This is a genomic window from Streptomyces sp. NPDC018029, from assembly GCF_044327655.1.
Classification (GTDB): domain Bacteria; phylum Actinomycetota; class Actinomycetes; order Streptomycetales; family Streptomycetaceae; genus Streptomyces.
The window spans coordinates 860953-886121 of sequence record NZ_JBIRFV010000002.1; the positions used below are offsets into that span (position 1 = coordinate 860953).

The 25169-nt window shown below is 70.8% G+C and carries 17 protein-coding genes; 7 read left to right on the forward strand and 10 right to left on the reverse strand.

The window, feature by feature from the left end; translation table 11 throughout:
• Window positions 1-313: 313 nt before the first annotated feature.
• The 5 genes from ACH4D5_RS08010 to ACH4D5_RS08030 all read right to left on the reverse strand — a co-directional run bounded on the left by ACH4D5_RS08010 (window position 314) and on the right by ACH4D5_RS08030 (window position 8184).
• Window positions 314-1807 (reverse strand): ABC transporter substrate-binding protein, encoded by a 1494-nt coding sequence (locus ACH4D5_RS08010; RefSeq protein WP_398299743.1) that lies wholly within the window; start codon window positions 1805-1807, stop codon window positions 314-316.
• Between the two features lie 106 nt (window positions 1808-1913).
• Window positions 1914-2900, reverse strand: a complete 987-nt coding sequence (locus ACH4D5_RS08015) for an arabinan endo-1,5-alpha-L-arabinosidase (protein ID WP_398299745.1) — start codon at window positions 2898-2900, stop codon at window positions 1914-1916.
• A 55-nt stretch (window positions 2901-2955) separates the two neighbouring features.
• On the reverse strand, window positions 2956-3990 hold the full coding sequence (locus tag ACH4D5_RS08020; RefSeq protein WP_398299747.1) for a polysaccharide lyase family 1 protein: 1035 nt from the start codon (window positions 3988-3990) through the stop codon (window positions 2956-2958).
• Window positions 3991-4083: 93 nt separating this feature from the next.
• On the reverse strand, window positions 4084-5610 hold the full coding sequence (locus ACH4D5_RS08025) for an alpha-N-arabinofuranosidase (RefSeq protein WP_398299749.1): 1527 nt from the start codon (window positions 5608-5610) through the stop codon (window positions 4084-4086).
• A 63-nt stretch (window positions 5611-5673) separates the two neighbouring features.
• Window positions 5674-8184, reverse strand: coding sequence for an alpha-L-arabinofuranosidase C-terminal domain-containing protein (locus ACH4D5_RS08030; RefSeq protein ID WP_398299751.1), 2511 nt, complete (start codon window positions 8182-8184; stop codon window positions 5674-5676).
• Window positions 8185-8445: 261 nt separating this feature from the next.
• Here ACH4D5_RS08030 and ACH4D5_RS08035 point away from each other — a divergent pair, with 261 nt between their 5' ends.
• Genes ACH4D5_RS08035 through ACH4D5_RS08045 form a run of 3 tightly spaced genes read left to right on the forward strand, consistent with a single transcriptional unit; the run spans window position 8446 to window position 11602 of the window.
• On the forward strand, window positions 8446-9792 hold the full coding sequence (locus ACH4D5_RS08035; RefSeq protein ID WP_398299753.1) for an extracellular solute-binding protein: 1347 nt from the start codon (window positions 8446-8448) through the stop codon (window positions 9790-9792).
• Window positions 9789-10745 carry a carbohydrate ABC transporter permease gene (locus ACH4D5_RS08040; RefSeq protein WP_398299755.1) on the forward strand — a complete coding sequence of 319 codons (957 nt, stop codon included), beginning with the start codon at window positions 9789-9791 and terminating at the stop codon, window positions 10743-10745. The genes ACH4D5_RS08035 and ACH4D5_RS08040 overlap by 4 nt, the downstream gene beginning before the upstream one ends.
• Window positions 10742-11602 carry a carbohydrate ABC transporter permease gene (locus ACH4D5_RS08045; protein ID WP_398299756.1) on the forward strand — a complete coding sequence of 287 codons (861 nt, stop codon included), beginning with the start codon at window positions 10742-10744 and terminating at the stop codon, window positions 11600-11602. The genes ACH4D5_RS08040 and ACH4D5_RS08045 overlap by 4 nt, the downstream gene beginning before the upstream one ends.
• 55 nt (window positions 11603-11657) lie before the next feature.
• On the opposite strand, the gene ACH4D5_RS08050 is transcribed toward ACH4D5_RS08045, so the two are convergent.
• The 5 genes from ACH4D5_RS08050 to ACH4D5_RS08070 form a co-directional block, all read right to left on the reverse strand.
• On the reverse strand, window positions 11658-12497 hold the full coding sequence (locus ACH4D5_RS08050; RefSeq protein ID WP_398299758.1) for a pectate lyase: 840 nt from the start codon (window positions 12495-12497) through the stop codon (window positions 11658-11660).
• Window positions 12498-12606: 109 nt separating this feature from the next.
• A complete protein-coding gene (locus tag ACH4D5_RS08055; RefSeq protein ID WP_398299760.1) occupies window positions 12607-13449 on the reverse strand; it encodes a hypothetical protein in 843 nt (280 codons plus the stop codon).
• Window positions 13446-13997, reverse strand: a complete 552-nt coding sequence (locus tag ACH4D5_RS08060; RefSeq protein WP_398299761.1) for a SigE family RNA polymerase sigma factor — start codon at window positions 13995-13997, stop codon at window positions 13446-13448. Before ACH4D5_RS08060 ends, ACH4D5_RS08055 begins: the two co-directional genes overlap by 4 nt.
• 61 nt (window positions 13998-14058) lie before the next feature.
• Entirely contained in the window at window positions 14059-16362 is a 2304-nt protein-coding gene (gene yicI / locus ACH4D5_RS08065) for an alpha-xylosidase (RefSeq protein ID WP_398299763.1), read from the reverse strand.
• Window positions 16359-19244, reverse strand: a complete 2886-nt coding sequence (locus ACH4D5_RS08070; protein ID WP_398299765.1) for a glycoside hydrolase family 3 C-terminal domain-containing protein — start codon at window positions 19242-19244, stop codon at window positions 16359-16361. Before ACH4D5_RS08070 ends, yicI begins: the two co-directional genes overlap by 4 nt.
• Window positions 19245-19507: 263 nt before the next feature.
• Here ACH4D5_RS08070 and ACH4D5_RS08075 point away from each other — a divergent pair, with 263 nt between their 5' ends.
• From ACH4D5_RS08075 to ACH4D5_RS08090, 4 genes are read left to right on the forward strand one after another with little or no spacing between them, the layout of a single operon-like run.
• On the forward strand, window positions 19508-21166 hold the full coding sequence (locus ACH4D5_RS08075; RefSeq protein ID WP_398299767.1) for an extracellular solute-binding protein: 1659 nt from the start codon (window positions 19508-19510) through the stop codon (window positions 21164-21166).
• Between the two features lies 1 nt (window position 21167).
• The gene (locus ACH4D5_RS08080) at window positions 21168-22205 is read left to right on the forward strand and encodes an ABC transporter permease (protein ID WP_398299769.1); all 1038 of its coding nucleotides are present in this window, start codon (window positions 21168-21170) and stop codon (window positions 22203-22205) included.
• Window positions 22202-23137: a carbohydrate ABC transporter permease gene (locus ACH4D5_RS08085; RefSeq protein WP_398299771.1), complete on the forward strand. Its 936-nt coding sequence runs from the start codon at window positions 22202-22204 to the stop codon at window positions 23135-23137. The genes ACH4D5_RS08080 and ACH4D5_RS08085 overlap by 4 nt, the downstream gene beginning before the upstream one ends.
• A gap of 8 nt (window positions 23138-23145) precedes the next feature.
• On the forward strand, window positions 23146-25140 hold the full coding sequence (locus ACH4D5_RS08090; RefSeq protein ID WP_398299773.1) for a beta-galactosidase: 1995 nt from the start codon (window positions 23146-23148) through the stop codon (window positions 25138-25140).
• The last annotated feature ends 29 nt before the right edge of the window (window positions 25141-25169 follow it).

The following is a 25169-nucleotide window of genomic DNA, read 5'->3' on the forward strand; positions in this document are numbered from 1 at the left end:
CACACAACCCGCTGTACCCCGCCCACCGACCGCCCGGCTCTCACCCCGACCGCCGGTCCCGCAACCCGCGCCTCGGCCGTCGGCCGCACGCCCCGCACCCCGCCCGCAGACCGCACGGCACACCCCTCACCCGCAGCCCGCGCCTCGGCCGTCGGCCGCAGAGGCCGCACCCCGCCCGACGACCGCACGACCCGCACTCCTGCCGCCCGCACCGGCCACGCCGACCCCACAGCCTCCACCACCCCCACAGCCCCACGCGCCGCCCGGCGCGTCACGAGCCGGGTCCGGCGTGCCGCGTGGCGTATCTCCGGCATCACTTGACGTACGTGTCGAGGGTGATCAGCTCACGCTCGCGTGGGTCCTTCGCGGAGCCCACGACGTTCGTGGCGTCGCCCTGGATGACCCGTTCGTGGAGCATGGGGACGGCCGCGTCGGTGTTGAGGACCGCGGTCTCGGCGTCGAGGACCGCGGCGCGGCGGGCGGCGCCGGACGTGGCCTCCTCCGCCTTGCGGACGGCCCTGTCGACGTTCGGGTCGGCGAGCTGGGAGAGGTTGAAGGAGCCGTCGCCCGCGAAGTCGCTGCGCAGGTACGCGGCCGGGTCGCCGGAGTCGATGACGGTGGCGCGGGAGAGGACGAACGCGTCGAACTTCCCGGCCAGCGCGTCCGCCTCGATGGCGGCGTACTCCCGCACCTCCAGCTTCACCTTGAACCCGGCCTTCTTCAGCTGCTGCTGCAGCGTGGCCGCCACCTCGGGCAGTTCGGCCCGGTCGGTGAAGGTGCCGATGGTGATGGTCTCGCCGGACGGCTTCGCCGGCTCGGCGGCGCGGGTGCGTCCGGCGCGCTCCGCCGCCCAGGGCAGGGCGGGCCCGAGCAAGCCTTCCGCCGTGTCGGCGCGCCCTTCGTAGATGTCGTCGACGAGGGCGTCGGCGTCGATCGCCTCGCGGGCGGCGGCCCGCTGCCCCGCGTACTTGAAGACGCCCTCAGCCGTGTTCAGGTAGAGGGTGTTGGTGCGCGGCATGGGCACCTCGGTGATCTGGTCCTTCTCCAGGAGCGAGGCCTGGGAGACCGGGATCGCCTCGACGATGTCGGCGTCGCCGCTGCGCAGGGCGGCGGCCCGCGCGGCGCCGTCGGGGACGAACGTCACGTCGATCCCGGCGGCCCTGGCGCGTCCGCCCCAGTACTTCTCGTTGCGGTCGAGGGTCGCCGACGAGGTGCCGTCGGCCTTCTTCAGGACGAAGGCGCCGGTGCCCGCCCCGACCGGATCGACCGTCCCGCCCCGGTACGCCTTGGCGGCCAGGACGGACAGCTGCGGCGAGGAGAGCCGCTGCGGGACGAGCGGGTCGGGCTCGCCCGTGGTCACGACGACGGTGTCGCCCTTGGCCTCGGCCGTGAAGTCGACGCCGTCGAGGATGCGCGGCTTGGGGGAGGCGGTGGCCGCCGCGGTGAGGGACCGCTCGACGGCCCGCGCGGTCAGCGGCGTGCCGTCGTGGAACGTCACGCCCTTGCGGAGGGTGAAGGTCCAGGTGCGCTCGTCCGTCCGCTTCCACCTGGTCGCGAGCGCCGGCTCGGCGTCGCCGTCCTTGTCCAGGTTGACCAGGGTCTCCGCGGTGGACCAGCGCGACAGCTTGAAGGCGTCGTCGCTGAGCGGGGAGAGGCCGGAGCGGGGCGGGTTCATCATCGCCACGCGTATCCGCTCGCCGTCCGACGCCTCTCCGGAGCCGGCCGTGCTCGCGGCGAAGCACCCGGTGAGAGCGAGCGCGGAGGACAGGGCCAGGGCGGCGGGAGGCAGCAGCTTGCGAGGGCGCACGGGACTTCTTCCTGGAACGGGACACGTCGACTTTGCGGCTGCTTGACCATAGCAGCATGACAATCGTTTTCAATAACGGGTCGACGTGCCCCGTCGCGGGGGCCGGTCAGCGGGCGACCGGCCACCCCGAGCTCCAGTCGAGCAGGTTGACCCCGAGCTTCGGGGTGCCGTTGTCCTGCCCGTCGTAGTAGTGGTAGACGAGCAGGTCACCGTCCACGTCCTTCAGGACGGACTGGCCACCCGGGCCGATGTAGCGGCCGTGCGACTCCAGGACGGTGGTTCCTCCGTTCTTCGTCAGCGCGACGCCGTTCCTGTCGTAGTACGGGCCGGTCGGCGAGGTCGCGCGGCCGACCTTGATCTTGTACGTCGAGGCGGTGCCCGCGCAGCACGTGTCGTACGACGCGAAGAGGTAGTAGAAGCCGTTCCTCTTGACGACGTACGGCGCCTCGACCGCCTTCGTCCCGGTCGGCCGGGAGGCGAGCGAGTGGCGGGTCGTGTCGCCCGCGTACGGCTTGCCCGTCGCGGGGTCGACGCGGATCATCTTGATCCCCGTCCACCAACTGCCGAAGGACAGCCACCACTTGCCGTCGTCGTCGACGAAGAGGTTCGGGTCGATGGCGTTGTGGTCGCTGTCGGGGCCGGAGGTGACGACCGTTCCGTGGTCGGTCCAGGTGCCCGGCTCGCCCGTGGTGGAGCCCGCGAGTCCGATCGCGGAGGTGTTCGAGCCGAAGCTGGAGACGGAGTAGTACATCAGGTACTTCCCGCCGTGGTACGAGATGTCCGGAGCCCAGGCCTCCGGCACGGACGAGTACCGCGACCACCAGCCCGGCCGGCTGCCGAAGGCGTCCGCGCCGGCGCGGAAGGCGATCCGGTCGGTGGAGGACCGGTGGCCGATGCCGCCCCCGGTGGCGTACAGGAGGTACTTGCCGGACGCGGTGCGGACCATCGTCGGGTCGTGGACGACGGTGCTGCCGGTGACGGTGCCGGGATTGGGGTACGCCGACGCGGTGCCCGGCACGAGGGCGAGCAGCACGGCGGCGGGCAGGACGAGGAGCGCTCTGCGGCTACGGCTTCGGCTACGGCTACGGCTCACACGGTTCTCCTTGCTCTTGAGGGCGTCGCTCTCGAAGGCGTCACTCTTCGCGGCGTCAGAGTTTTCCGGCGCCCGCGCCCTGCGTGACGGACGCGACGACGGACGAGGCGGGCTCGGCGGTGTAGCTGTAGGGCGGGTTCGTGAAGGAGCCCACCTGTGAGATCTCCGTGGCGGCGCCCCCGAGGTCGTTGCCCCGCAGCACCGCGTAGCCGTCGACGTCGCTGCTGCGGCTGGTGGTCACGGCGATCTTGGTGGAGCGGAAGACGTTGTTCTCGACCAGCAGTTGTGCGCCCATGCGGGAGTGGGCCGCCGTGTCGGCGCCCTGGACGTAGTTGTCGTAGAAGTGGCCGGTGCCGAAGCGGAGGCTGGGGATGCGCGAGTAGACGTTGCTGAAGTGGTTGTGGTGGTAGGTCACCTTCAAGTGGCCCTTGTCCTCAGCACCGTTGTTGTCGCTGTGGCCGACGAGGGAGCCCTTGAAGTGGTCCTTGAAGGTGTTCCACGACACGGTGACGTGGTCCGAGCCGTGGTTGATGTCGAGAAGGCCGTCGTAGTGGTCCTTATCGTGCTCGCGGTCCGCCGAGAAGGAGTTGTGGTCGATCCACACCTTCGTCGACTTCTGCACGGTGATGCCGTCGGCGGGCGCCACCGGCTTGCTGATGTTCAGGTTGCGCACGACGACGTTGGTGGCCTCCTTCACGCGCAGGCCGCCCCCGGTGAAGCCCGAGGCCGAACCGGCCCCGAGCACCGTGGTGTTGGAGCCGATGTCGACCTGGCCGCTGAGCGGGATCAGGCCGCTGACCTTGACGACCTTGGCGGTGTTCCCCGCGACGGCGGACTTGAAGGCGGCGAGCGTGGTGACGGTGACGGGGGCGGCGTTGCCGCCGCCTGTCGTGCCCGCGCCGAAGCCGATCGGCGCGTTCTCGGCCTGCGCGGACCGGGCCTCCACGGCTCGCGCGGGCTCCGCCGTCCCCGCGGGTTCCGCCGCTGCGAGGTGCGGCAGCGCGGCGCCGAGCGCGAGCGCGGCGGCGCCGGCTCCGGTGAACAGGATCAGGTGGCGGCGGCGGTGGTGGCCCCTGCGGTGCGTGCTCATACGGACGTCCCTTCAGAGCGGCTCATTGGGGGGTACGCCGGGTAGTCGCCGCCACCCGTCACCGGGTTGCCGGTCGGGCCGGGAAAGCCCGGGTCACCTGAGCCGGATCACGTTCCAGGAGAGCGGCTCCAGCGTGGCGGTCAGCGTGCCGTCCCTCAGCTCCGTGCCCGTGACCTCGTGCGGGGCGACCCGCTCCGGCTCGGCCAGGGTGTTGCGGGCCTCCGGATCGGCGTCCGCAAGCGCGCTGTGTTCGACGACGGACGTCATGTCGAGTCCGCTCAGGGCCACTTCGAGGGGCAGCGGTTCGGACAGGTGGCGGTTGACGGCGAAGACGGTGACGGTGCCGTCGTCGGCGCGCACCGCCGTCGCGTGCAGCAGCGGCACCTCGCCGAACTTCGCCGTCTCGTACGTCGGTGAGTCCACCCGCACGTCGAGGACCCGCCCGCGTCCGTACCGCGACGCCTGCGCGAACGGGAAGAACGTGGTCTGCCGCCACGCGGGGCCGCCCGGCTCCGTCAGGATCGGCGCGATCACGTTCACGAGCTGGGCGAGGCAGGCGACGGCCACCCGGTCAGCGTGCCGGAGCAGCGCGATGAGCAGGGAGCCGAAGACGACGGCGTCCGTGACGGAGTAGTTGTCCTCCAGGAGACGGGGGGCCTCGGGCCAGTCCTGCGTCCCGTCGAGGCGGGCGGCCGCCGCCTCCTCCTGGCTTCTGCTCAGGTACCAGACGTTCCATTCGTCGAAGGAGAGGTTGATCTTCTTCTTCGACTTGAGGCGCGCCCCCACGTGGTCGCAGGTCGCGACGACGTTCTCGATGAAGGACTCCATGTCGACGGCGGAGGCGAGGAACGAGTCGCGGTCGCCGTCGGTCTCTTCGTAGTAGGCGTGCAGGGATATGTGGTCGACGAGTTCGTACGTCTCGGCGAGGACGGTGGCCTCCCACGCGCCGAACGTGTCCATGGCCTGGCTGGACGAGCCGCAGGCGACGAGTTCCAGGGAGGGGTCGATCTGCCGCATCGCGCGGGCGGTCTCGGCGGCGAGCCGCCCGTACTCCTCGGCCGTCTTGTGGCCGGTCTGCCAGGGGCCGTCCATCTCGTTGCCGAGGCACCAGAGCCGGATGCCGAAGGGGTCCTTGTCGCCGTGTGCGACGCGCAGGTCCGACAGGGCGGTCCCGGCGGGGTGGTTGGCGTACTCCTGGAGCTCCAGCGCCTCGGCGACTCCCCTGGTGCCGAGGTTGACCGCCATCATCGGCTCGGCCTGCGGGCCGATCCTCTTGAGGAAGGCGATGTACTCGGAGAGGCCGAAGCGGTTGGACTCCGTGGAGCGCCAGGCCAGGTCGAGGCGGCGGGGCCGCTCATCGACCGGGCCGACGGAGTCCTCCCACTTGTAGCCGGAGACGAAGTTGCCACCGGGGTAGCGGACGGTGGTCACCCCGAGTTCGCGGATCAGGTCGAGGACGTCCCCGCGCAGGCCCGTCTCGTCGGCCGTCGGGTGGCCGGGCTCGTGGATGCCGGTGTAGACGCACCGGCCGAGGTGTTCGACGAAGGAGCCGAAGAGGCGGGGGTCGACATCGCCGACGGCGAAGTCCGGGTGCAGGGTGAAGCGGGCGGAACGGGTCATGACTCCCTCAACCTGATCTGGGATTGCGGCTGTCGAGCAGCCGTCCGTGCGGACGGCTCCGGGCTACTCGGTCCTGATCCGCAGGAACGTCACCGAGTTCGCGGGGAAGGTGTACGAGAACCTGTCGTCCACCCCGTCGAAGGTGGACGTCCGGGGGGCGACGGGCCGGGCGTCCTTGGTGTTCTCGGCGGCCGGGTCCGCGGTCAGGGTGGTCACCCGGGCCTTCGGTGCCACCTTCGCGCCGTCGCCGAGGTCGACCCGCGTGCGGGCCGGTGTGCCCTGGGCGTTGACGACCTTGACGATCAGTTCGCCGGTGGCCTTGTCGCGGGTGACGACCTGGCGGAAGGGCTCGGCGGGCTTGTCGTCGGTGAAGGAGCCCCATTTCTTTCCGTCGAGGTAGAGCGTCACCTGGCGGCCGCGGACCTCGACGCGCAGGTCGTAGCTGCGGCCCGTCTCGACGGTCGTGTCGTCCTGGACCATCGTCTGCTTGGCGCCGTCGGTGGTCTTCTCCACGGCCGACTGGGTGTTGTTCCAGCCGCCGACGTTCCACCAGTAGTGGTTGCCGGTGTCCTTGACGCCGAAGGCGACCATGAAGCCTTCCTTGCCCGCCTTCTTGGTGGCCTTCACGTTCAGGTCGTAGTTCTGCCAGCCCTTGTCGCCGGCCGTGACCAGGGTGTTCTCGGCGGCCTCGTCGGACTGGACGTACGCGCCGTCCCGGACGGCCCAACTGCCCTTCTCCGACGCCTTCTTCCACTGGCTGTCACCGGCCGAGAAGTCGTCGGTCAGCAGGGTCCTGCCGTCGGCGGCCGTGACCTTCACGTCGTCGTACGCGGCGCTCGTCGCCCAGGTGGAGAGGCCGACGGCGCCGGTGATCGGGCCCGAGGTGGCCGGGGTGCCGGAGGCGGTGGAGGGCACGACCTCGTCGCCGACGTTGCGCATGAAGAGCTTCTGCGTCTCGTAGTTGGCCGAGCCCCAGGACTGGTCGTTGTCGAACCAGATCATGTTCGGCTTCCACTGCACGTAGTCCTCATTGGCGAGCAGCGGCGCGTACGAGGCGAGCTTCACGATGTCGGCGTTGCGCTCCAGGCCGGTCATGAACGCGGCTTCGGCGAGGGCGTTGGAGAACTTGTTGCCCTGGGAGGCGTACTCGCCGAGGAAGACCTTCGGGCCCTTGCGGTCGTAGGAGTCGTAGCGGTCGTTGTTCTCCAGGAACCACTGGGGGCTGTTGTAGTAGTGCTCGTCGACCATGTCGACGTTCGCTTCGCGGTTGAGCTTCCAGGCGGTGTCGAATATCGCGCCGCTGTCGTCGGGCCCGGAGTTGGAGACGACGGTGACGTCCGGGTACTCGGCCTCGATGGCCGCGCGGAACTGCTTGAAGCGGGCGAAGTACTCGTGGGGCAGGTTCTCCTCGTTGCCGACCGCCAGGTGCGTGAGGCGGAAGGGCTTGGGGTGGCCCATCCGGGCGCGCTTCTTGCCCCACTCGCTCGTCACGGGCCCGTTGGCGAACTCGATGAGGTCCAGGGTGTCCTGGATGTGCCGCTTCAGGAGCGCGTCGTCGTCGGTGGCCTTGTTCTGGCCGCAGCCGGTGACCAGGGCGGGCACGACGGGCAGCGGCATGGCGCCGGTGTCCTCGGCGAACTGGAAGTACTCGTAGTAGCCGAGTCCGTAACTCTGGTTGTAGCCCCAGAAGTTGCTGTTGGTGGCGCGCTGCTCGACCGGGCCGATGGTGTCCTTCCACTGGTAGGAGCGCTTGCGCTGCCAGCCCGACTTCTCGTCGTACGCCTCGTGGCTCCCGGTGTTGACCAGGCAGCCGCCGGGGAAGCGCAGGAATCCGGGGTGCAGGTCGGCGATCTTCTCGGCGAGGTCCTTGCGCAGGCCGTTCTCGCGGCCCTTGTACGTGTCGCGCGGGAAGAGGGAGATCTCGTCGAGGGCGACGGGCGCGTCCGCGGTGACGGTGAGCCGTCCGGTCGCGGAGGTGCGGGTGGCGGTGAAGGAGACCTCGTACTTGGCCCAGCCGCCGCGCGCGGTGACGCGGCGGGCGGCGGCCAGTTCGCCGGCGGAGTCCCGGAGGCCGATGGTCAGCGGCGCGCGTGCCGCCCCGTCGGCGCGGGCCCAGACCGAGAAGTCGTACCGCTTGCCCTTGGCGACCGCGATGCCGGTGTTGTAGCCGGAGTTCGTGACGGCCGAACCGGCGTCCAGCGCGAGGTAGTTGCGGTTGCGGGCGTTCAGGCGGCCGTCGTCGTTGCGGACGCGGGCGGTGCCCGACGTGTCCCATGAAGTGAGCGGCGTGTAGGCCTTGTTGTCGTCGGTGCTGTACTCGAAGGACCTGTTCTGCACGAGCTCCGCGTAGAGCCCGCCGTCGGCCGCACGGTTGATGTCCTCGTAGAAGACGCCGTACATCGAGTCGTCGATCTTCGCTCCGGTGCGGGCCGTGTCGACGTCGAGCGTGTAGTCGGCCGGCTCGTCCGGTGCGGCGGGACCTGCCGCCGCGCCGGGGCTCGCGGCGAGCGTCCCCGCGAGCAGGGACCCCAACGCCCCGACGGTGAGCCCGAGTTGCCATCTCCTGCGCGCCATGTCCACCTCTGCCGTTCTCGATACTCGTGTTCGGTATCTCGCGTTCGATATCTCGGACGCTGATCAGGATTACGAACGGCAACTTAGGCAGCGGAGCTGAGCACGTCAACGCATCGCGCAGAACGGCCCGCATTTCACGGGGACTTCGTCCGAACCGTTGACGCGCACGATGTTGGACTTTACGGTCCGTTCGAAGTTGCGATCACCATTCGATATACCGAACAAACGCAATCGAGAATCGCAAGAAAGAAGAGAGGCGTCATGTCACCCTCCTTCCCGAGCCGCCGCGGTGTGCTCGGCGGGCTCGGAGCACTCGCCGTCGCGGGCAGCTTCGGGCTGGCCGCCGCGAACCGGAGCGCCTCCGCGCTGACCTCCGGCGCGGACGCGCGGCTGCGCTACTGGAACCTGTTCAGCGGCGGCGACGGCGTGAACATGATCGCGATGCTGGACGCCTTCCGGCGGGCGAACCCGGGCGTCGACGTGCTGGACTCGACGCTGCTCTGGGGCAATCCGTACTACACGAAACTCGCCATGGCCGCCTCCGGGAACCGCGCCCCCGAGCTCGGTGTGCTGCACCTGGGACGGCTCACCGGCTTCGCCCCCGACCGGCTGCTCGACCCCTTCGACGTGGAGCTCCTCGCCCGGTACGGGGTACGGCAGGAGGACTTCAACCCCGCCCTGTGGAAACGGTCCGTCGTCGACGGCAAGCTCTACGCCGTCCCCCTCGACATCCACCCGCAGCTCACCTTCTACCGCAAGGACGTCTGCGAGAAGGCCGGGCTTCTCGGGGACGACGGGAACCTCGTCCCGTTCACCTCCGCCGACGAGTGGTTCGACGGACTCAAGGCCGCCAGGAAGGCGATGAGACCGGGCGTGCAGACCCTCGGCCTGCACGCCTCCAACCAGAACCACACCTGGTGGTTCTTCATGTCGTTCTACGCACAGGCCGGCGGCACCTACTACGCCCCGGGGCTCACCGACGTCACGTTCGACGAGGACAAGGCCGTGGAGGTCCTGGAGTTCCTGCGCCGCCACATCGTCGACGGCTACGCCACCACGGGCGCCCCCGACGCCGAGCACTTCATCAACGGCGGCGCCTTCGTCTGGGAGGGCGGCTGGTCCGTGCCGGTCTACTCGGGGGCGAAACTGAAGTACGGGGCCACCCCGATGCCGGCGCTCTTCGGCAGGCCCGCCACCCAGGCCGAGTCGCACTGCTTCGTGCTGCCCCGCCAGGCCGACCGCGGCGGCCCCGCCAACGACGCCGCGCACCGCCTGGCCGCGTACATCGTGCGGCACGGCGCGGACTGGGCGCGCGGCGGCCACATCCCCGCCCACCTGCCGACCCTGAAGACCGCCGCGTACCGGAAACTGCGCCCGCAGTCCGAGTACGTCTCGGTGATGGACCAGCTGGCCCTCGAACCGGAGGCCTGGTTCGCGGGCTCCACCGGAACGCTCGCGCAACGCGTCGGCCCGGTCGTCGTCTCCTCCAACCTCGGCTCGGCCCGGCCCGCGGCGGCGGCGCGCCGGATGCGCGGCGTCCTGGAGAAGCTCCTGGAGATGAAGAACCCCATGGAAGGCAGAACCGCGGCCGAAGGAGGCTCGGCATGACCACCACCAGCGCCGAGGCCACCGCCCCGGCCACCACCGGGCCACCGGCCGTCCGCCCCGTCGCCGAACGCGGCGGGCGGGCCCGCGCCGGCGGCGGCTTCCAGCACGGCGGCTGGTTCGTGGCGCCGTTCCTGCTGCTCTTCCTGCTCTTCGTGATCGTGCCCGTGCTGCGCGGCGTGTGGCTGAGCCTCACCGACGCCAACATCTCCGGCGACGGCGCCCGCTTCGTGGGCCTCGACAACTACTCCGAGGCTCTCCGGGACCCCCTGGTCTGGGACTCGCTGGGCCACAGCGCCTACTTCACGCTCCTCGTGGTCCCCTGCATCGTGCTCGTCGCCCTCCTCCTCGCGCTGCTCGCACACCACATCGAGCACGCCAAGTGGCTGTGGCGACTCTGCTTCTTCGCGCCCTTCCTGCTGCCCTCGACCGTCGTCGGCAACATGTGGCGCTGGATGTTCAACCCGGACACCGGCCTCCTCGACCACGTCTTCGGCATGGATTCGGCCTGGCTCACCCAGAAGGACACGGCGATGACGGCCGTCGTCGTCGCCACCCTCTGGTGGACCGTCGGCTTCAGCTTCCTGCTCTACCTCGCCGCGCTGCAGAACATCCCGCGGCATCTGTACGAGGCCGCCGCGCTGGACGGCGCGAACGCCTGGCACAAGACCGTGCACATCACCCTGCCCATGCTGCGCTCCATCACGGGCCTGGTCGTGGCACTGCAGATCCTCGCCTCGCTCCAGGTCTTCGACCAGGTCGTGGTGATGTACGAGTTCAGCCCCGGACCGGAGGAATCGACCCGGACCATGGTCCAGTACACCCTCGAACAGGGCTTCACCAGCTACCGCGTGGGCTATGCCTCCGCGATCTCGATCCTGTTCTTCCTGATGATCGCGGTCATCGCGCTGGGCCGCATGTGGCTGCTGCGCAAGCGTGAGGAGGGCGTCCAGTGAGCACCGCCACGAAAGCCGTCACGAGCCCGCGCCGCCGGTGGCGGCCGAGCCAGCTCGTCCTGACCGCCCTCGGCCTGCTGGTCTCCGCGGTGATGACCGCGCCGCTCTTCTGGACCCTGTTCACCTCGTTCAAGTCGGAGGCCGAGGCCGTCGCCGTACCGGTGAGGTGGCTGCCCGAGGAGTGGACCACCCAGGCCTGGCGGAGCATCTTCGAGACCGGCAACATCACGAACTGGTTCGTGAACTCGGTCGTCGTGTCGGTCTGCGTCACCTTCGTCGTCGTGCTGACGGGCGCCCTCGCGGGCTACGGCTTCGCGCGCACCGAGTTCCGCGGCAAGGGCGCGCTGATGGGTCTCGTCATGGCGGGCCTGATGATCTCCCCCGCGGTCCTCGGCGTCCCGCTGTTCACCACGGTCCAGTCCCTGGGGATGGTCGACACGTACTGGGGCATGATCCTGCCGCAGTGCGCGCCCGCCGCGATGGTCTACATCCTCTACAAGTTCTTCCAGGGCATCCCGAAGGAGCTGGAGGAGGCCGCGTTCTGCGACGGCGCGGGGCGGTGGCGGATCTTCTTCACCATCGTGCTCCCGCTGGCCCGCCCCTCGCTCTCGGCGGTCGGCATCTTCACCTTCATCGGCTCCTGGAACAACTTCCTGTGGCCGTACATGGTGACCAACAACCCCGAGCTGATGACCATGCCGAACGGCATCGCGACCGTCATGAACTCCTACGGCATCCAGTGGGCGCAGCTGATGGCGGGCGGCCTGATGGCCGGCCTGCCGCTGATCGTCGTGTTCGTCTTCTTCCAGCGGCAGATCGTGGCGGGGGTGGCGCACACCGGCCTCGCCGGGCAGTAACAGGGAGCGCGCGCGGAAGAGCGCCTCCCTTCGCAGGGAGGCGCTCACCTGGTACTTACTGGTAGCTGATGTCCGAGGCCGTGAACTTGCAGTACGTGCCGTCGGGGCCCGACCCGGTCTTGGTGGGCTCCGCACCGGTGTTGTTGCCGGTGAACCGGTCGCACGTGGAGATCTTCTTGTTGCTGTCTCCATGGATGCGGACGTTGCGCAGCGCGGCCGTGTCGCCGTAGTTGGTGTTGATGCCGACGATCGACTTGCCGGGCGCGGTGACGTCCACGTCGTTGATGATGATCGACCGCTTGTACTGCTTGGAGCAGTTGCCGCAGGAGCGCACCAGCTTGCCGAAGTCGGAGACCTGGAACTTGGTCACGACGAGTTTGCCGGTGCCGTTGAACTGGAGGACCTTGTCGTCGGCCTTCCGCGCGCCACCGCCGTGGACGGTGTACGTCGAGCTCGCCGAGGTCCCCTTGAAGGTGGCGGCGTCCTCGCCGACGTCCTCCCACCACACGTTCTGCAGGGTGCAGCTGCCCTGGCAGTGGATGCCGTCCGCGGCGGGCGAGCCGATGATGACGTTCTTGAGGACCGCGCCGTCCTTCAGCTTGAAGATCGGGTCCTGGCCCTCGTTCTGGCCGTCGCCGCCCAGGTCGCCGGTGCCGTAGTAGCGCTTGAGGCCGCCGTCGCGGGTGCCGGAGACCTCGATGGTCTTGGCCGTGGGGGCCTGGCCCCTGGCCTCCGGCCAGGCCGCGGCCGTGGTGGCCGCGCCCGCGGGCGACAGCATGCTGTTCGTCGCGACCCCGGCCCCGGTGAGGGCGAGTGCGGCGGTGGCCGCGCCGATGGCCCGGCGCTTGGTCAGGCGCCGCTTGCGGCCCTTGCGCAGTTCAGCTCGTGGTGTCATGTGTCCCATTCCTCGTGCGTGGGGGGAGAGCTTCTTCGCTGTGTGGTCTCCGCCGACCGGGAATGGGTTGCCGCCGTGCCGGAAATTTTTTCGACTACAGGCTCCGGGCTCAGGCGAAGTCGCCGCGCCAGACGGTCCGTTCGTCCGCTGTGCCCGCATGGACCGCATATGTGTCGCCGCCCGCGTCCCGCTTGCCCGCCGGGTGGTTGAACTGCCCGGCGAAGACGTGTTCGCCGACGGGCACGGTCTTCCCGGGCTTGAGCGTCCAGCGGTAGACGAGGAAGCCGTCCCGCTCCGCGACCGAGACGGCGAAGTCGTCCTCGGGCAGGGAGCGCCAGTTGCCGGTGTCGGCGACCTCGCCGCTTCCGGCGACGCGCACCTCGACGGTGAGCGCGGTCAGCGGCTTCTCCGCCTTGACGGTGATGTCGCTCTGCGACCAGTACGTGCTGGAGCCGGGGTCGATCGAGCCGTCGGCCCACAGGAGGCGGTCCGCGGGCACGTCCTTCGGCACGTCCGGTGCCTTGGAGGACTTGGGTGGCTTCGGTGCTTTCGGCGACTTCGGGGGCGTCTCCGGTGTGCCGCTGGGGCGGCGGGTCGGGGCATCGGGGGTGCGGTCCCGGTCCGGGCCCGGTGTCGGCGTCGGCGTCGGCGTCGGGGGCGTGGTGCTCGTCGCCACGGACTGCGGGGCCGGTTCGTCGTCCCGCAGGGCGGCGGCCACTCCGTACCCGACGACCGCGCAGACGCCCGCCACGGCGGCGGTCGCGCTCACCACGCGCAGCCAGGACGCGCCGACCGCCCGGCGGGTGGCCTGCGAGCGGCGCTCCGGCCGCTTTCCCTCGGCCATGCCGCGCTCGATGCGGGCCCGCATCCGCTCCCGGTCGGGCCGGTGTGCCTGCGCCGCGCCGCGCAGCTTCCTGCGGACGCCGTCGTCGTCGTGTCCGTCGTCCCTCATGGGCTTCCCCCCGTGTCCGCCGTGACCGCGCGCACCCGTGCGAGGGCGGGGTGCGGGCCGAGGCGTCGTTGCAGCTCAGCCATTCCCTTCGACGTCTGGCTCTTCACCGTACCCACCGAGACCCCGAGGGCCAGTGCGGTGTCCTTCTCCGACAGGTCGAAGGCGTGCCGCAGGACCACGCAGGCCCGCTTGCGGAAGGGCAGCGCGCGCAGCGCGTCCCGCACGTCGACGACGGCCGGTATGTCGGGGTCCGCGACGTCCTCGTCGCGGCCCGACCAGAAGAGCGTGATGCGGCGCCGCTCGCGCACGGCGCTGCGGATGCGGCTGCGCGCCATGTTCGCGACGACGCCCCTGGCGTACGCGGCCGGGTGGTCCGCGGCCCGCACCCGGTCCCAGCGGTGCCAGAGGGCGAGCAGTGCGTCGGCCGCCAGGTCGTCCGCGCCGTCGGCCTCGCCCGTCAGCAGGTGGGCGAGGCGCGCGAGTTCGGCGTAGTGCCGCTCGAAGAAGGCGTGGAACTCGGCGGCCGCGTCGTCCGCGGCCGGCGTCATGGGTGGCCTCTCTTCCGCCTGCGCCGCGCGATCTTCCGTCGTCGCGGTGGAGGCGGGAACTCTAGCCGGTCTCTCCGTCCGTGCGGGCATCGGGCAGGACCACCTCCCCCACTCCCTCCGCCGTCGCGCGTCCGTCGGCCGTCCGCACCCGGAAGGGCCGCCGGGTGCCGGACGCGAGGACGCGGACCCCGGTGCCGTGCCGCGTCGCGCGGAAGATGGCCGCGGGCCGCCCTTCGTGGTCGGGGACGGTGATCTCGGTCCGGGGCGCCGCTCCGGGGGCGACCAGCAGGGTCAGGCCGTCGAGCCAGTCGCCGTCGGGCCGCCGGTCGTCGGCGCCGAGCGGCAGCAGGGCGCCGGGCCGCACGTACAGCGGCAGGCTGTCGAATCCGTGGGTCTCGCGCCGCCAGCCGGGGCCTTGCACGGTCTCGCCGGTCAGGAGGTGCGTCCAGGTGCCTTCCGGGATGTAGAACTCGACGTCGCCCGCCGCGCTGAAGACGGGGGCGACCAGCAGGTCGGGGCCGAGCATGTACTGCCGGTCGAGCGTGCGGCAGGCCGGGTCGTCCGGGAACTCCAGGAGCATCGGGCGCATCACCGGCACGCCGTCGTGGTGGGCCTCGGCGGCCGCGCCGTACAGGTAGGGCATCAGACGGTGCTTGAGGCGGGTGAACTTCCGTGCCACGTCGACGGCTTCCTGGCCGAACGCCCACGGCACGCGGTAGGAGACGTTGCCGTGCAGGCGGCTGTGCGAGGAGAGCAGGCCGAAGGCGAGCCAGCGTTTGAAGACCGCCGGGTCCGGGGTGCCCTCGAAGCCGCCGATGTCGTGGCTCCAGAACCCGAAGCCGCTCAGCGAGAGGGAGAGGCCGCCGCGCAGCGACTCGGCCATGGCGCCGAGCGACGCGAAGCAGTCGCCGCCCCAGTGCACGGGGAACTGCTGGCCGCCCGCGGTCGCGGAGCGCGCGAAGAGGACCGCTTCGCCCGTGCCGCGCTCCTTCTCCAGGAGCTCGAAGACGGTGCTGTTGTAGAGCTGCGCGTAGTAGTTGTGCATGCGGTGCGGGTCCGAGCCGTCGTGCCAGACCACGTCCGTGGGCACGCGCTCGCCGAAGTCGGTCTTGAAGCAGTCGACGCCCTGGTCGAGCAGGGTGCGCAGCTTGGCCGCGTACCAGGCGCGGGCACCGGGGTGGGTGAAGTCGACGAGCGCCATGCCGGGCTGCCACAGGTCCCACTGCCAGATGTCGCCGTTCGGCCGCCGCACGAGGAAGCCCTCGGCCGCGGCCTCGGCGAACAGCGGGGACTTCTGGGCGATGTAGGGGTTGATCCAGATGCTGACCTTGAGTCCGCGTTCGCGGAGTCTGCGCAGCATGCCCTCCGGGTCGGGGAAGACGTCCGGGTCCCACTGGAAGTCGGTCCACTGGTGCTCGCGCATCCAGAAGCAGTCGAAGTGGAAGACGCTGAGCGGGATGTCGCGCTCCGCCATGCCGTCGACGAACCCGGCGACGGTCTCCTCGTCGTAGGGCGTGCAGAAGGAGGTGGTGAGCCAGAGGCCGAAGGACCAGGCGGGCGGCAGCGCGGGCCGGCCGGTGAGCGCGGTGTAGCGGCGCAGGACGTCCTTGGGGGTAGGGCCCGCGATGACGTAGTACTCCAGTGACTGGTCCTCGACGCTGAACTGGAGCTGGCCGACGGACTCGGAGCCGATCTCGTACGAGACCTTGCCGGGGTGGTTGACGAAGACGCCGTAGCCGCGTGAGGAGAGGTGGAAGGGGATGTTCTTGTAGGCCTGCTCGCTGCTGGTGCCGCCGTCGGCCTGCCAGATGTCGACGCTCTGGCCGTTCTTGACGTACGGGGTGAAGCGCTCGCCGAGTCCGTAGATGTACTCGCCGACCCCCAGGGCGAGTTGGGCGATCATGTGGTGGGTGCCGTCGGGGGTGGTGGCGAAGGCGGTGCCGCGCCGCTCGACGGCGGTGAGGGGCTGCCCTTCGCCGTCCAGGAACTCCAGGCCCCAGGGCGCCGCGCTGTCCAGGCGGAGGGTGAGGGGGCCGCTGGTGAGTTCGGTGACGGTGCCGCCCCGGCGGATGTGGGGCACCTCCTCCGAGGCGGCCGCTCCCTCGCTGGCGAAGAGGGTGAAGTCAGGGCCGTGGTGGGCCTTCCCGGCATGGTGGGTCGTCCGGACACCGATCACTCCTTCGGCGGGTGAGAAGCACTCGACCGTGAGCAGCGGCGAGTTGAGCGTGTCGCCCCGCTCGCGCACCGGTTTGACGGCGGCGTACGCGGTGAAGCCGCCGCTGCTCTCCCGCACTTCGCGCACGTCGGTCGCGTACGAGGCGTGCACCCCGTCCCGCATCAGCCAGAAGCCGTCGGTGAACCTCATGCCGTGCCCTCGCCCTCTTCGCCGGCCGTGAAGGTGATCCGCGCGAGCCGGACGGCGCCGCGCAGGCGGACGCGCAGGTCACGCACCCCGGAGGCGGCGAAGACCGCGCCGTGGCGGGCGTAGTCGTACCTCCCGCCCGTCGGCGGGACCGTCACGGTGGTCGCGGTGCTGCCCGCGATGAGGTCGACGGCGCCCTCGCCCGCGGCCTCGACGGAGACGCCGGTCACGCCGGCCTCGAAGTCGCATGCGCAGAAGAGCAGTTCACCGCTGCCGTCGCGCACCGCACGCACCGCGTCACCCGTCGTCCTCGTGCGGTCGACGATCTCGGTTCCGGACTGCGTGTCGTAGCCGGTCGCCGCCAGGCCGTCCCTCCGCGTCGGCCTGACGGCGATCGGAGCGCCGCCGAGACCGATGGGCGCGGTGAGGCGGATGTCGTGGCTGGAGGCCCCGGCGAGCAGGTCGTACGTGCCGGGCGCCAGGGCCCAGCGGTCGTGCCGCACGTCCCAGAACTCCAGTTTGCTTAGCGGCAGTTCGAACTCCAGGCGGCACGATTCCCTGGTGGCGAGGTGCACGCGGCGGTGGGCGACCAGTTGCCTGTCCGGCAGGGTGAGGCCCGCCGCGGCGTTCCGGGGTGGGCGTACGTAGAGCTGCGCCACCTCGTCCGCGGCGGAGGACCCGGTGTTGGTGACGGTGAACGCGGCTCGCAGCACGTCACCCTCGCGTGCGGCCGTGAGGTCTTCGTACGCGAAGGAGGAGTAGCTCAGCCCGTGCCCGAAGGGGTACAGCGGGCGGCGGTCCGCCGCGTGCGGGTCCGCGTACAGGTACGTCTGGCGCGAGCCGATGATGTCGTAGTCGAGCAGGTCCGGCAGGTCGGCGTCGGCGGCGTACCAGGTCTGCGGGAGGCGTCCGGCCGGGGAGACGTCGCCGGCGAGGACGCGGGCGAGCGCGGTGCCTGCGGCCTGTCCGCCGTGCGCGGTCCACAGCAGCGCGGGCAGCTCCGCGTGGGCGTCGGCGACCGCGTAGGGGTAGGAGGAGGTGAGCACCAGCGCGGTGCGCGGGTTGGCGGCGCGGGCCGCGCGCCACAGCCGCTCCTGGTGGGGCGGCAGGGCGAGGGTCGTGCGGTCCTCGGTCTCGCGGCCGTTGATGTGCGGGTCGTTCCCGGCGACGACCACCACGGCGTCCGCGTCGGCGGCGGCCCGGGCCACGGCGTCCTCGCCGCGCTCGAGGACCTCGACGGTGAAGAGTTCCTTCTCCGCGGCAACCTTCACGGCACCGGCGGCGACAGAGACGTATCCACCCGTCCCCGCGTGCTTGATGAGGCAGCCCTTCCCGTGCTCGACAAGACCGAACGTCTCCTGCACGACCCAGCCGCCCGGCCGGTCCGCCGAGGCGCGCACGAAGCCGTCGTCGGCGACCGAGAGGTAGCGCCCGTCCGCCGCCCGCAGGGTCCACGCCCCTTCGCCCCAGTCGACGAGGGCGAACTCGGTGGCGTCGGCCGGGTCTTCGCAGACGGTCAGCGGCGGCAGGTCGGTGCGGCCCGCGAGCAGCGCGGGGTCGAGGGCGCCGACGGCGCCCGGCGCCCGGCCGGCCGGGCCCGAAGGAGCGGGCACCCGCAGCCACCCCGCCGCGCACTTCAGCCGCACCCGGTCCGCGCCCTCGGCGAAGACGACGCGGTCGGCGCCGAAGCGGTCGCGGAGTCCGTCGAGCGGGGTGCTGCGGTGGATCAGGGTGCCGCTGTACCAGTCGGTCTTGCACTCGTCGGCGAGCAGTCCGACGACCGCGATCCGGGTGCCTTCGGCGAGCGGGAGCAGGGCGTCGTCGTTCTTGAGCAGGACGACGGCCTGTTCGGCCGCCTCCAGGGCGAGTTCACGGTGGGCGGGTGCGTCGATGTCGTCCGGGGAGACGGCCCCGTACGGCCCGCCGTCCGGGTCGAACTCGCCGAGCCGCAGCCGCACGGACAGCTGCCTGCGCACGGCGGCGTCGATGTCGGCCTCCGTCAACAGCCCTGCTCGCAAGGCCCGTTGGATACGCCCGACGATGACCGTCGGGTCGGTGCCGTGGTCGGTGAAGCTGTCCACACCCGCGACGAGGGCGGCGGCGACGGCCTCTTCGTGGGAGTCGAAGTACTTCTCGGAGTCGACGAGGTTGCTGGGCGCGCCCGCGTCGGAGCAGACGAGCAGCTCCTCGTCGGTCCAGCGGCGCAACTGCTCGCGCAGGTAGGGCGATACGTGGTTGGGGCGGCCGTTGACCAGGTTGTAGGCGGGCATCACGCCCGCGACCGCGCCCGCCTCGACGGCGGCGCGGAAGGCGCGCAGGTCGTACTCGTGCAGGACGCGCGGGCGCACGGAGGAGTTCGACGTGTCCCGGTGCGTCTCGTTGTTGTGGGCGAGCCAGTGCTTGAGGACGGGGGCGGTGCGCCAGCGCGTGGGGTGGTCGCCGCGCAGGCCGTGCGTGTAGGCGACGGCGAGTGCCGAGGTGAGGTGGGGGTCCTCGGCGTACCCCTCCTCGTTCCTGCCCCACAGCGGGTGGCGCAGGAGGTTGACGGTGGGCGCCCAGAGGTTGAGGCCGACGCGGTCGTCCCGCGCGCGCATGGCCCGCGCCTCGGTGCCGACGGCCTCGCCGACGCGCCGCAGCAGGTCGTCGTGCCAGGTCGCGCCGAGCCCGACGGCCTGCGGGAAGACGGTCGCTGGCCCCATCCAGGCGACGCCGTGCAGGGCTTCCTGCCCGGTGCGGAACGCGGCGATGCCGAGCCGCTCGACCGGGGGCGTGAACTGGTGCAGGAGCGCGACGCGTTCGTCGGTCGTGAGCCGCGCGAGGAGGTCGTCCACCCGCTTGTCCGGCGGCAGGCCGGGGTCGCGGAACGGCGGCGGGTTCTCGGTCACGTAAGGGTCCTCCGGGCGGGCGACGGGCTCCTTCGAAGCGCTTCGATGCTCCGTGCTGGATGGCGTCCATGTCAAGGGAATGACCGGGGCGCCCGGCTCGAAGGGCCCGGCACCCTTGTGACGACTGGGGCTGTCAACTGGTGTGTGCGAGCGACGAATTCGGTACCGAAGCCTTGTCCCTCCCCTCCCCGTCACCTAATCTCGCTCCGAAATCGAAGCGCTTCGACATGGGTTTCGAGTGCGCGCCACGAAGGGTTGACGCAATGACGCCGAACTCCCCCTCCCGCAGGAGCTTCCTCGCCTCCTCCGGGCTCGCCGCGCTCGCCCTGACGGGCGGTGCCCCGCTGCTCGCGGCGTGCGGCGGCAGCGGTTCGAAGAACGAGGGCACCACGACGGGGAAGAAGCTCAAGGACCTGCTGCCCGCGTACGTCGCGTCGGACGTCGCCACGCCGGACATCCCGGCCAAGAACGGCTCGGCCGCGGGTTTCACCAAGGCCCTGCCCGCGGCCGAGCTGAAGGTGTCGGTGCCGGAGCGGCTCGGCAAGGGCGGCCGGTTCACCGTCATGGCCCCCATCTGGGGCAACGTCCCCAAGCAGGGGAACCCCTACTGGACGGCGATGGACAGGGCCGCGGGCGTCCGCGTCACCTGGCAGAACCAGCAGGGCGACACGTACGGCCAGAAGCTGGGAGCGGTCCTCGCCTCCAGCCGCGTGCCGGACGCCGTGGTCGTGCCCGGCTGGGAGCTGACCGGCAAGATACCGAGCGCCATCGCCAACAAGTTCGCCGACCTCGGCCCCTATCTGAGCGGCGACAAGGTCGAGCGGTACCCGAACCTCGCGGCGATCCCGACCGGTGCCTGGCAGCGCTCGGTCTTCGGCGGCAAGCTCCGCGGCCTGCCGATGCCCTCGGCGACCACCCCGAACATCGCCCCGTTCTACCGCACGGACCTCTTCGCGAAGGAGGGGATCAAGGCGCCGACCAGCGCCCAGGAGTTCTACGACCTGTGCAAGCAGCTCAACTCCCCGCGGAGCAGGGTGTGGGCGTGCGGCGACATGACGTGGGCGGCCTGGCACATCTTCGGCGTACTGCCCGAGAAGCCGTACTACTGGAAGCTCGTCGACGGGAAGCTGGTCAACCGCTACGAGACCGACGAGTACCTCGAAGCACTGGAGTGGTCGCGCAAGCTCTACTCGGCGGGCTTCGTGCACCCCGACGCGAAGGCCGAGACCGGCAACGTCGGCGACCTGTGCGCCGCAGGCAAGGTCTGGATGTACTGCCAGGACCTCTCCGACTGGTACGGCAAGGCCGCCGTGCAGCGCGTCGACAACAAGAAGTTCCGGATGGAGGCGTTCGACTACTTCGCCCCCGACGGCGGAGCACCCACCCTCTACCAGCGCCCGCCCGCCGACATCTGGACGTTCATCAGCGAGAAGGCCGACGAGAAGACCGTCCGCGACATCCTCGCCCTCGCCAACTTCACCGCCGCGCCCTACGGAACCAAGGAGCAGCGGCTGCGCATGTACGGCGTCGAGGGCGTCCACCACACGTTCGACGACGGTGTCCTCACCAAGAACGGCAAGGGCAACAACGAGGTCTTCTCGACGTACGAGTATCTGGCGTCGCCCGCGCCCTTCGTCGCCTATCCCGACCTGCCGGACGTCACCGAGGGCATGGTCGGCTGGCAGCAGCGCCAGGGCGCGCACGCGAAGAAGCCGCTCTTCCACGGCATGATGATCATTGAGCCGACCCGGTACACCGAGCTGAACGCCGAGTTCGAGGACCTGGAGAAGGACGTCGTGCGCGGCCGCAAGAAGGTCTCCGACATGCAGCGGGCGGCATCGGACTGGAAGTCGGGCGGCGGCGACAAGCTGCGCGACTGGTACAAGAAGCTGCTCGACGAGTCCGGCGGATCGGCGTCCTGACATGGCGCACGGTACGACCGACGCGCGCGCCGCCACCCCCGCCCCCGCCCCCGGAGAGGCCGCGCCGCCACCCGAGACCTCCAAGGCCCGGCCGGCGAAGGCGCCCCCGGCGCGCGTCCCGCTCCGGCACCGGCTGCGCCGCGACCGCGTCCTGCTCCTGATGGTGCTGCCCGCGCTGCTGCTGCTCCTCGTCTTCAACTACGTCCCGCTGATCGGCAACGTCGTCGCGTTCCAGGACTACGACCCGTACATCGCGGACAACGCGTTCCAGGCGATGTCGCAGAGTCCGTGGATCGGCTTCGAGCACTTCCGGCACATGGTGGACGACCGGCTGTTCTGGCAGGCCGTCAGGAACACCCTCGCCATCTTCGCGATCCAGCTGGCGCTGTTCTTCCCGGTGCCGATCGCGCTCGCGCTGTTCATCAACAGCTTCGTGCGGCCGCGCGTGCGGGCGGTGGCGCAGGCGATCCTGTACCTGCCGCACTTCTTCTCCTGGGTCCTCGTCATCACGGTCTTCCAGCAGATGTTCGGCGGGGCGGGCCTCGTCGCGCAGGTCCTTCGGGACCACGGCCACGACGGCTTCGACCTGATGACCGACCCGGGCCTGTTCAAGTTCCTGCTGACCTTCGAGATGATCTGGAAGGACGCGGGCTGGGGCGTCATCGTCTTCCTCGCCGCGCTCGCCGCCGTCAGCCCCGATCTGTACGAGGCCGCGGCGATGGACGGCGCGAACCGCTGGCGCCGCATGTGGCACATCCAGCTCCCGGCGCTGCGCCCGGTCGTCGCCCTGCTCCTGGTCCTCCAGGTCGGCAACGCGCTCACGGTCGGCTTCGAGCAGATCCTCCTGCAGCGCGCGGCGGTCGGCGCCGCGGCCTCCGAGGTCCTGGACACGTACGTGTGGAACACCGGCCTGGACAACGGCAACTTCGGCTACGGCGCCGCGATCGGCATCGTGAAGGGCGTCTTCGGCCTGCTGCTCGTGCTCGGCGCCAACAAGGCCGCCCACCTCATGGGCGAGCAGGGGGTGTACAAGCGGTGAGCTCTCTCGACGTACTGAACTTCGGCGTCAAGCCGGGCAGCAGGACCGGTCTGCGCCCCGTGTGGGAGGAGCCGCCGACCCGGGCCGGGCTCGCCACCAAGGGCGTGACCCTGGCACTGGTCTGCCTGGCCGTGCTCTTCCCGGTGTGGGTGGTGGTCGTCACCAGCCTCTCCTCGGTGCGGACGATCACCGAGACGGGCGGCCTCGTGGTGATCCCCCGGGGCGTCACGTTCATCCACTACCAGGAGCTGCTCAGCGGCGGTCAGGTGTCACGGGCCGCGCTGGTCAGCGTGGGCGTCACGGTCGTCGGGACGCTGTTCAGCATGGCCGTGTCGGTCCTCTGCGCGTACGGCCTGTCGCGGCCCGGGTCCGTGCTGCACCGCCCGATCCTGCTCGTGATCGTCGCGACCATGTTCTTCGGCGCCGGGCTGATCCCCACCTATCTGGTGGTGCAGGGTCTCGGCCTCACCGACACGTATCTCTCCCTGATCCTGCCGAGCGCCGTGAACGTGTTCAACATCCTCGTACTGCGCGCCTTCTTCATGGGCACGGCGCAGGAGCTGGTCGAGAGCGCCCGCATCGACGGGGCCGGTGACCTGCGCATCCTGTGGCGGATCGTCATGCCCCTCTCGCGCGCGGTGCTCGCGGTGATCACCCTCTTCTACGCGGTGGGCTACTGGAGCGCGTGGTTCAACGCGTCGATCTACCTCAGCGACCCGGACATGATGCCGTTGCAGAACGTCATGCAGCAGCTGGTCCTCAAGCAGCAGAAGCCGACTGGTCTGAGCCAGGCCATCAACACGGGCCACCTGTCGCCGCTCGCCATCCAGATGGCCGTGATGGTGCTCGCGCTGATCCCCGTGGCCGTTCTCTCGCCGTTCGTGCAGCGGCATTTCAAGCAGGGCATGCTCACCGGCGCAGTGAAGGGCTGACCACACCGATGCCTTCCCTCCAGAACGTCACCCGCGGCCGGATCCTCTTCGGCGGCGACTACAACCCCGAGCAGTGGCCCGAGGAGGTCTGGCACGACGACGTCCGGCTGATGAAGGAGGCCGGAGTCACCACCGTCACCCTCGGCGTCTTCTCCTGGGCGAAGCTCGAACCGCGCCCCGGCGCCCGGGAGTTCGGCTGGCTCGACCGACTGATGGACCTCATGCACGAGCACGGCATCGGCGTCGTCCTCGCCACGCCGACCTCCGCTCCCCCGCCCTGGCTCGGCCGGCTGCACCCCGAGACGCTGCCGCGCGACGAGGACGGCAACGTCGAGTGGTGGGGCTCGCGCCAGCACTTCGCGCACTCTAGCGCCGCCTACCGACGCCATGCGGCCGCCATCACCGAGGACCTCGCCGCCCGGTACGCGCATCACCCCGCGCTCACCATGTGGCACATCAACAACGAATACTGCACCTACGACTGGGGCGACGAGACCGCGACCGCCTTCCGCCGCTGGCTCCGGGAGCGGTACGGCACGCTGACCGCGCTCAACACCGCCTGGGGGTCGGCGTTCTGGGGGCAGAGCTACGACGCCTGGGAGGAGATCCTGCCGCCCCGCCGCGCCCACTACATGAAGACCCCGACGCAGGTCCTCGACTTCAAGCGCTTCACCTCCGACGCCCTGCTGGAGTGCTACGCCGCCGAGCGCGACATCGTCCGCGCGCACACCCCGCACCTGCCGGTCACCACCAACTTCATGCCGCTGTGGCAGGGCCAGGACGGCTGGAAGTGGGCGGTGGAGGAGGACGTGGTGTCCGTGGATCTGTACCCCGACCCGAGGGACCCGCTCGGCGGCCAGTACGGGGCGCTGGTCCAGGACCTGACGCGCTCGCAGGCGGGCGGCGGGCCCTGGATGCTGATGGAGCAGGCCGCGGGACCAGTGAACTGGCGCGGCGTGAACCATCCCAAGCCCGCAGGGCTCAACCGGCTCTGGACCTGGCAGGCCGTGGCGCGCGGCGCCGACGCCGTCTGCTACTTCCAGTGGCGGCAGTCCCGGCAGGGCGCGGAGAAGTTCCACTCGGGCATGCTGAGCCACGCGGGCGAGGAGGGCCGCACCTTCCGGGAGGTCTGCCGGATCGGCGCCGAACTGCGCGCGCTCGGACCGGAGGTGGCGGGCACCCGGACGACCGCCGAGGTGGCGGTCCTGCACGACTGGGACGCGTGGTGGGCGGGACAGCAGGACGGCCGCCCCTCTGCCCTGCTCGACCACGCGGAACTCCTCCGCGCCTGGCACCGCGCCCTGTGGGAGGCGAACCTCCCGGCCGACTTCGCCCACCCGGAGCACGACCTGTCGGCGTACCGCCTGGTCGTCGTGCCGCACCTCTACCTCCTCACCGACACCGCGCTCGACGGCCTCGTCACCTACGTCCGCGAGGGAGGCACGCTCGTCTGCGGCTTCTTCACGGGCGTGGCCGACGCGGACGACCGGGTGCGGCCCGGCGGAATGGACGCGCGGCTGCGCGCCCTGCTGGGCGTCCGCACCCTCCACGAGTGGTGGCCGCTGGACGCCGGCGAGAGCGTGGACTGCGGGGAGTTCACCGGCACCCTGTGGTCCGAGGAGCTGACGGCCGACGACGCGGCCGAGACGGTCGCCGCCCACCGGGGCGGCGAGCTCGACGGACTGCCCGCGGTGCTGCGCCACGGCCGCGCCTGGTACGTGTCCACGCTCCCCGCCCCCGATGGCCTGCGCGGCCTGCTGGTCCGCGCCGCCACCGAAGCGGGCGTACGGCCTCCGCTCCCCGGCCTCCCCCACGGAGTCGAGGCCGTACGCCGCGGTGACCTGCTCTTCCTCCTGCACCACGGCCGCGCCGAGGTGACCGTGACCGTGCCGGGCCGCCACCGCGACCTGCTGACCGGCGAACCGGTCGACGGCACGGTCACGCTCGGCCGGCACGGCGTGGCCGTACTGCGCGAGGACGCACGACCCGCGGGCTCGTCCTGAGCCCGCGGAGCCATCCCCCCACCCTGGAG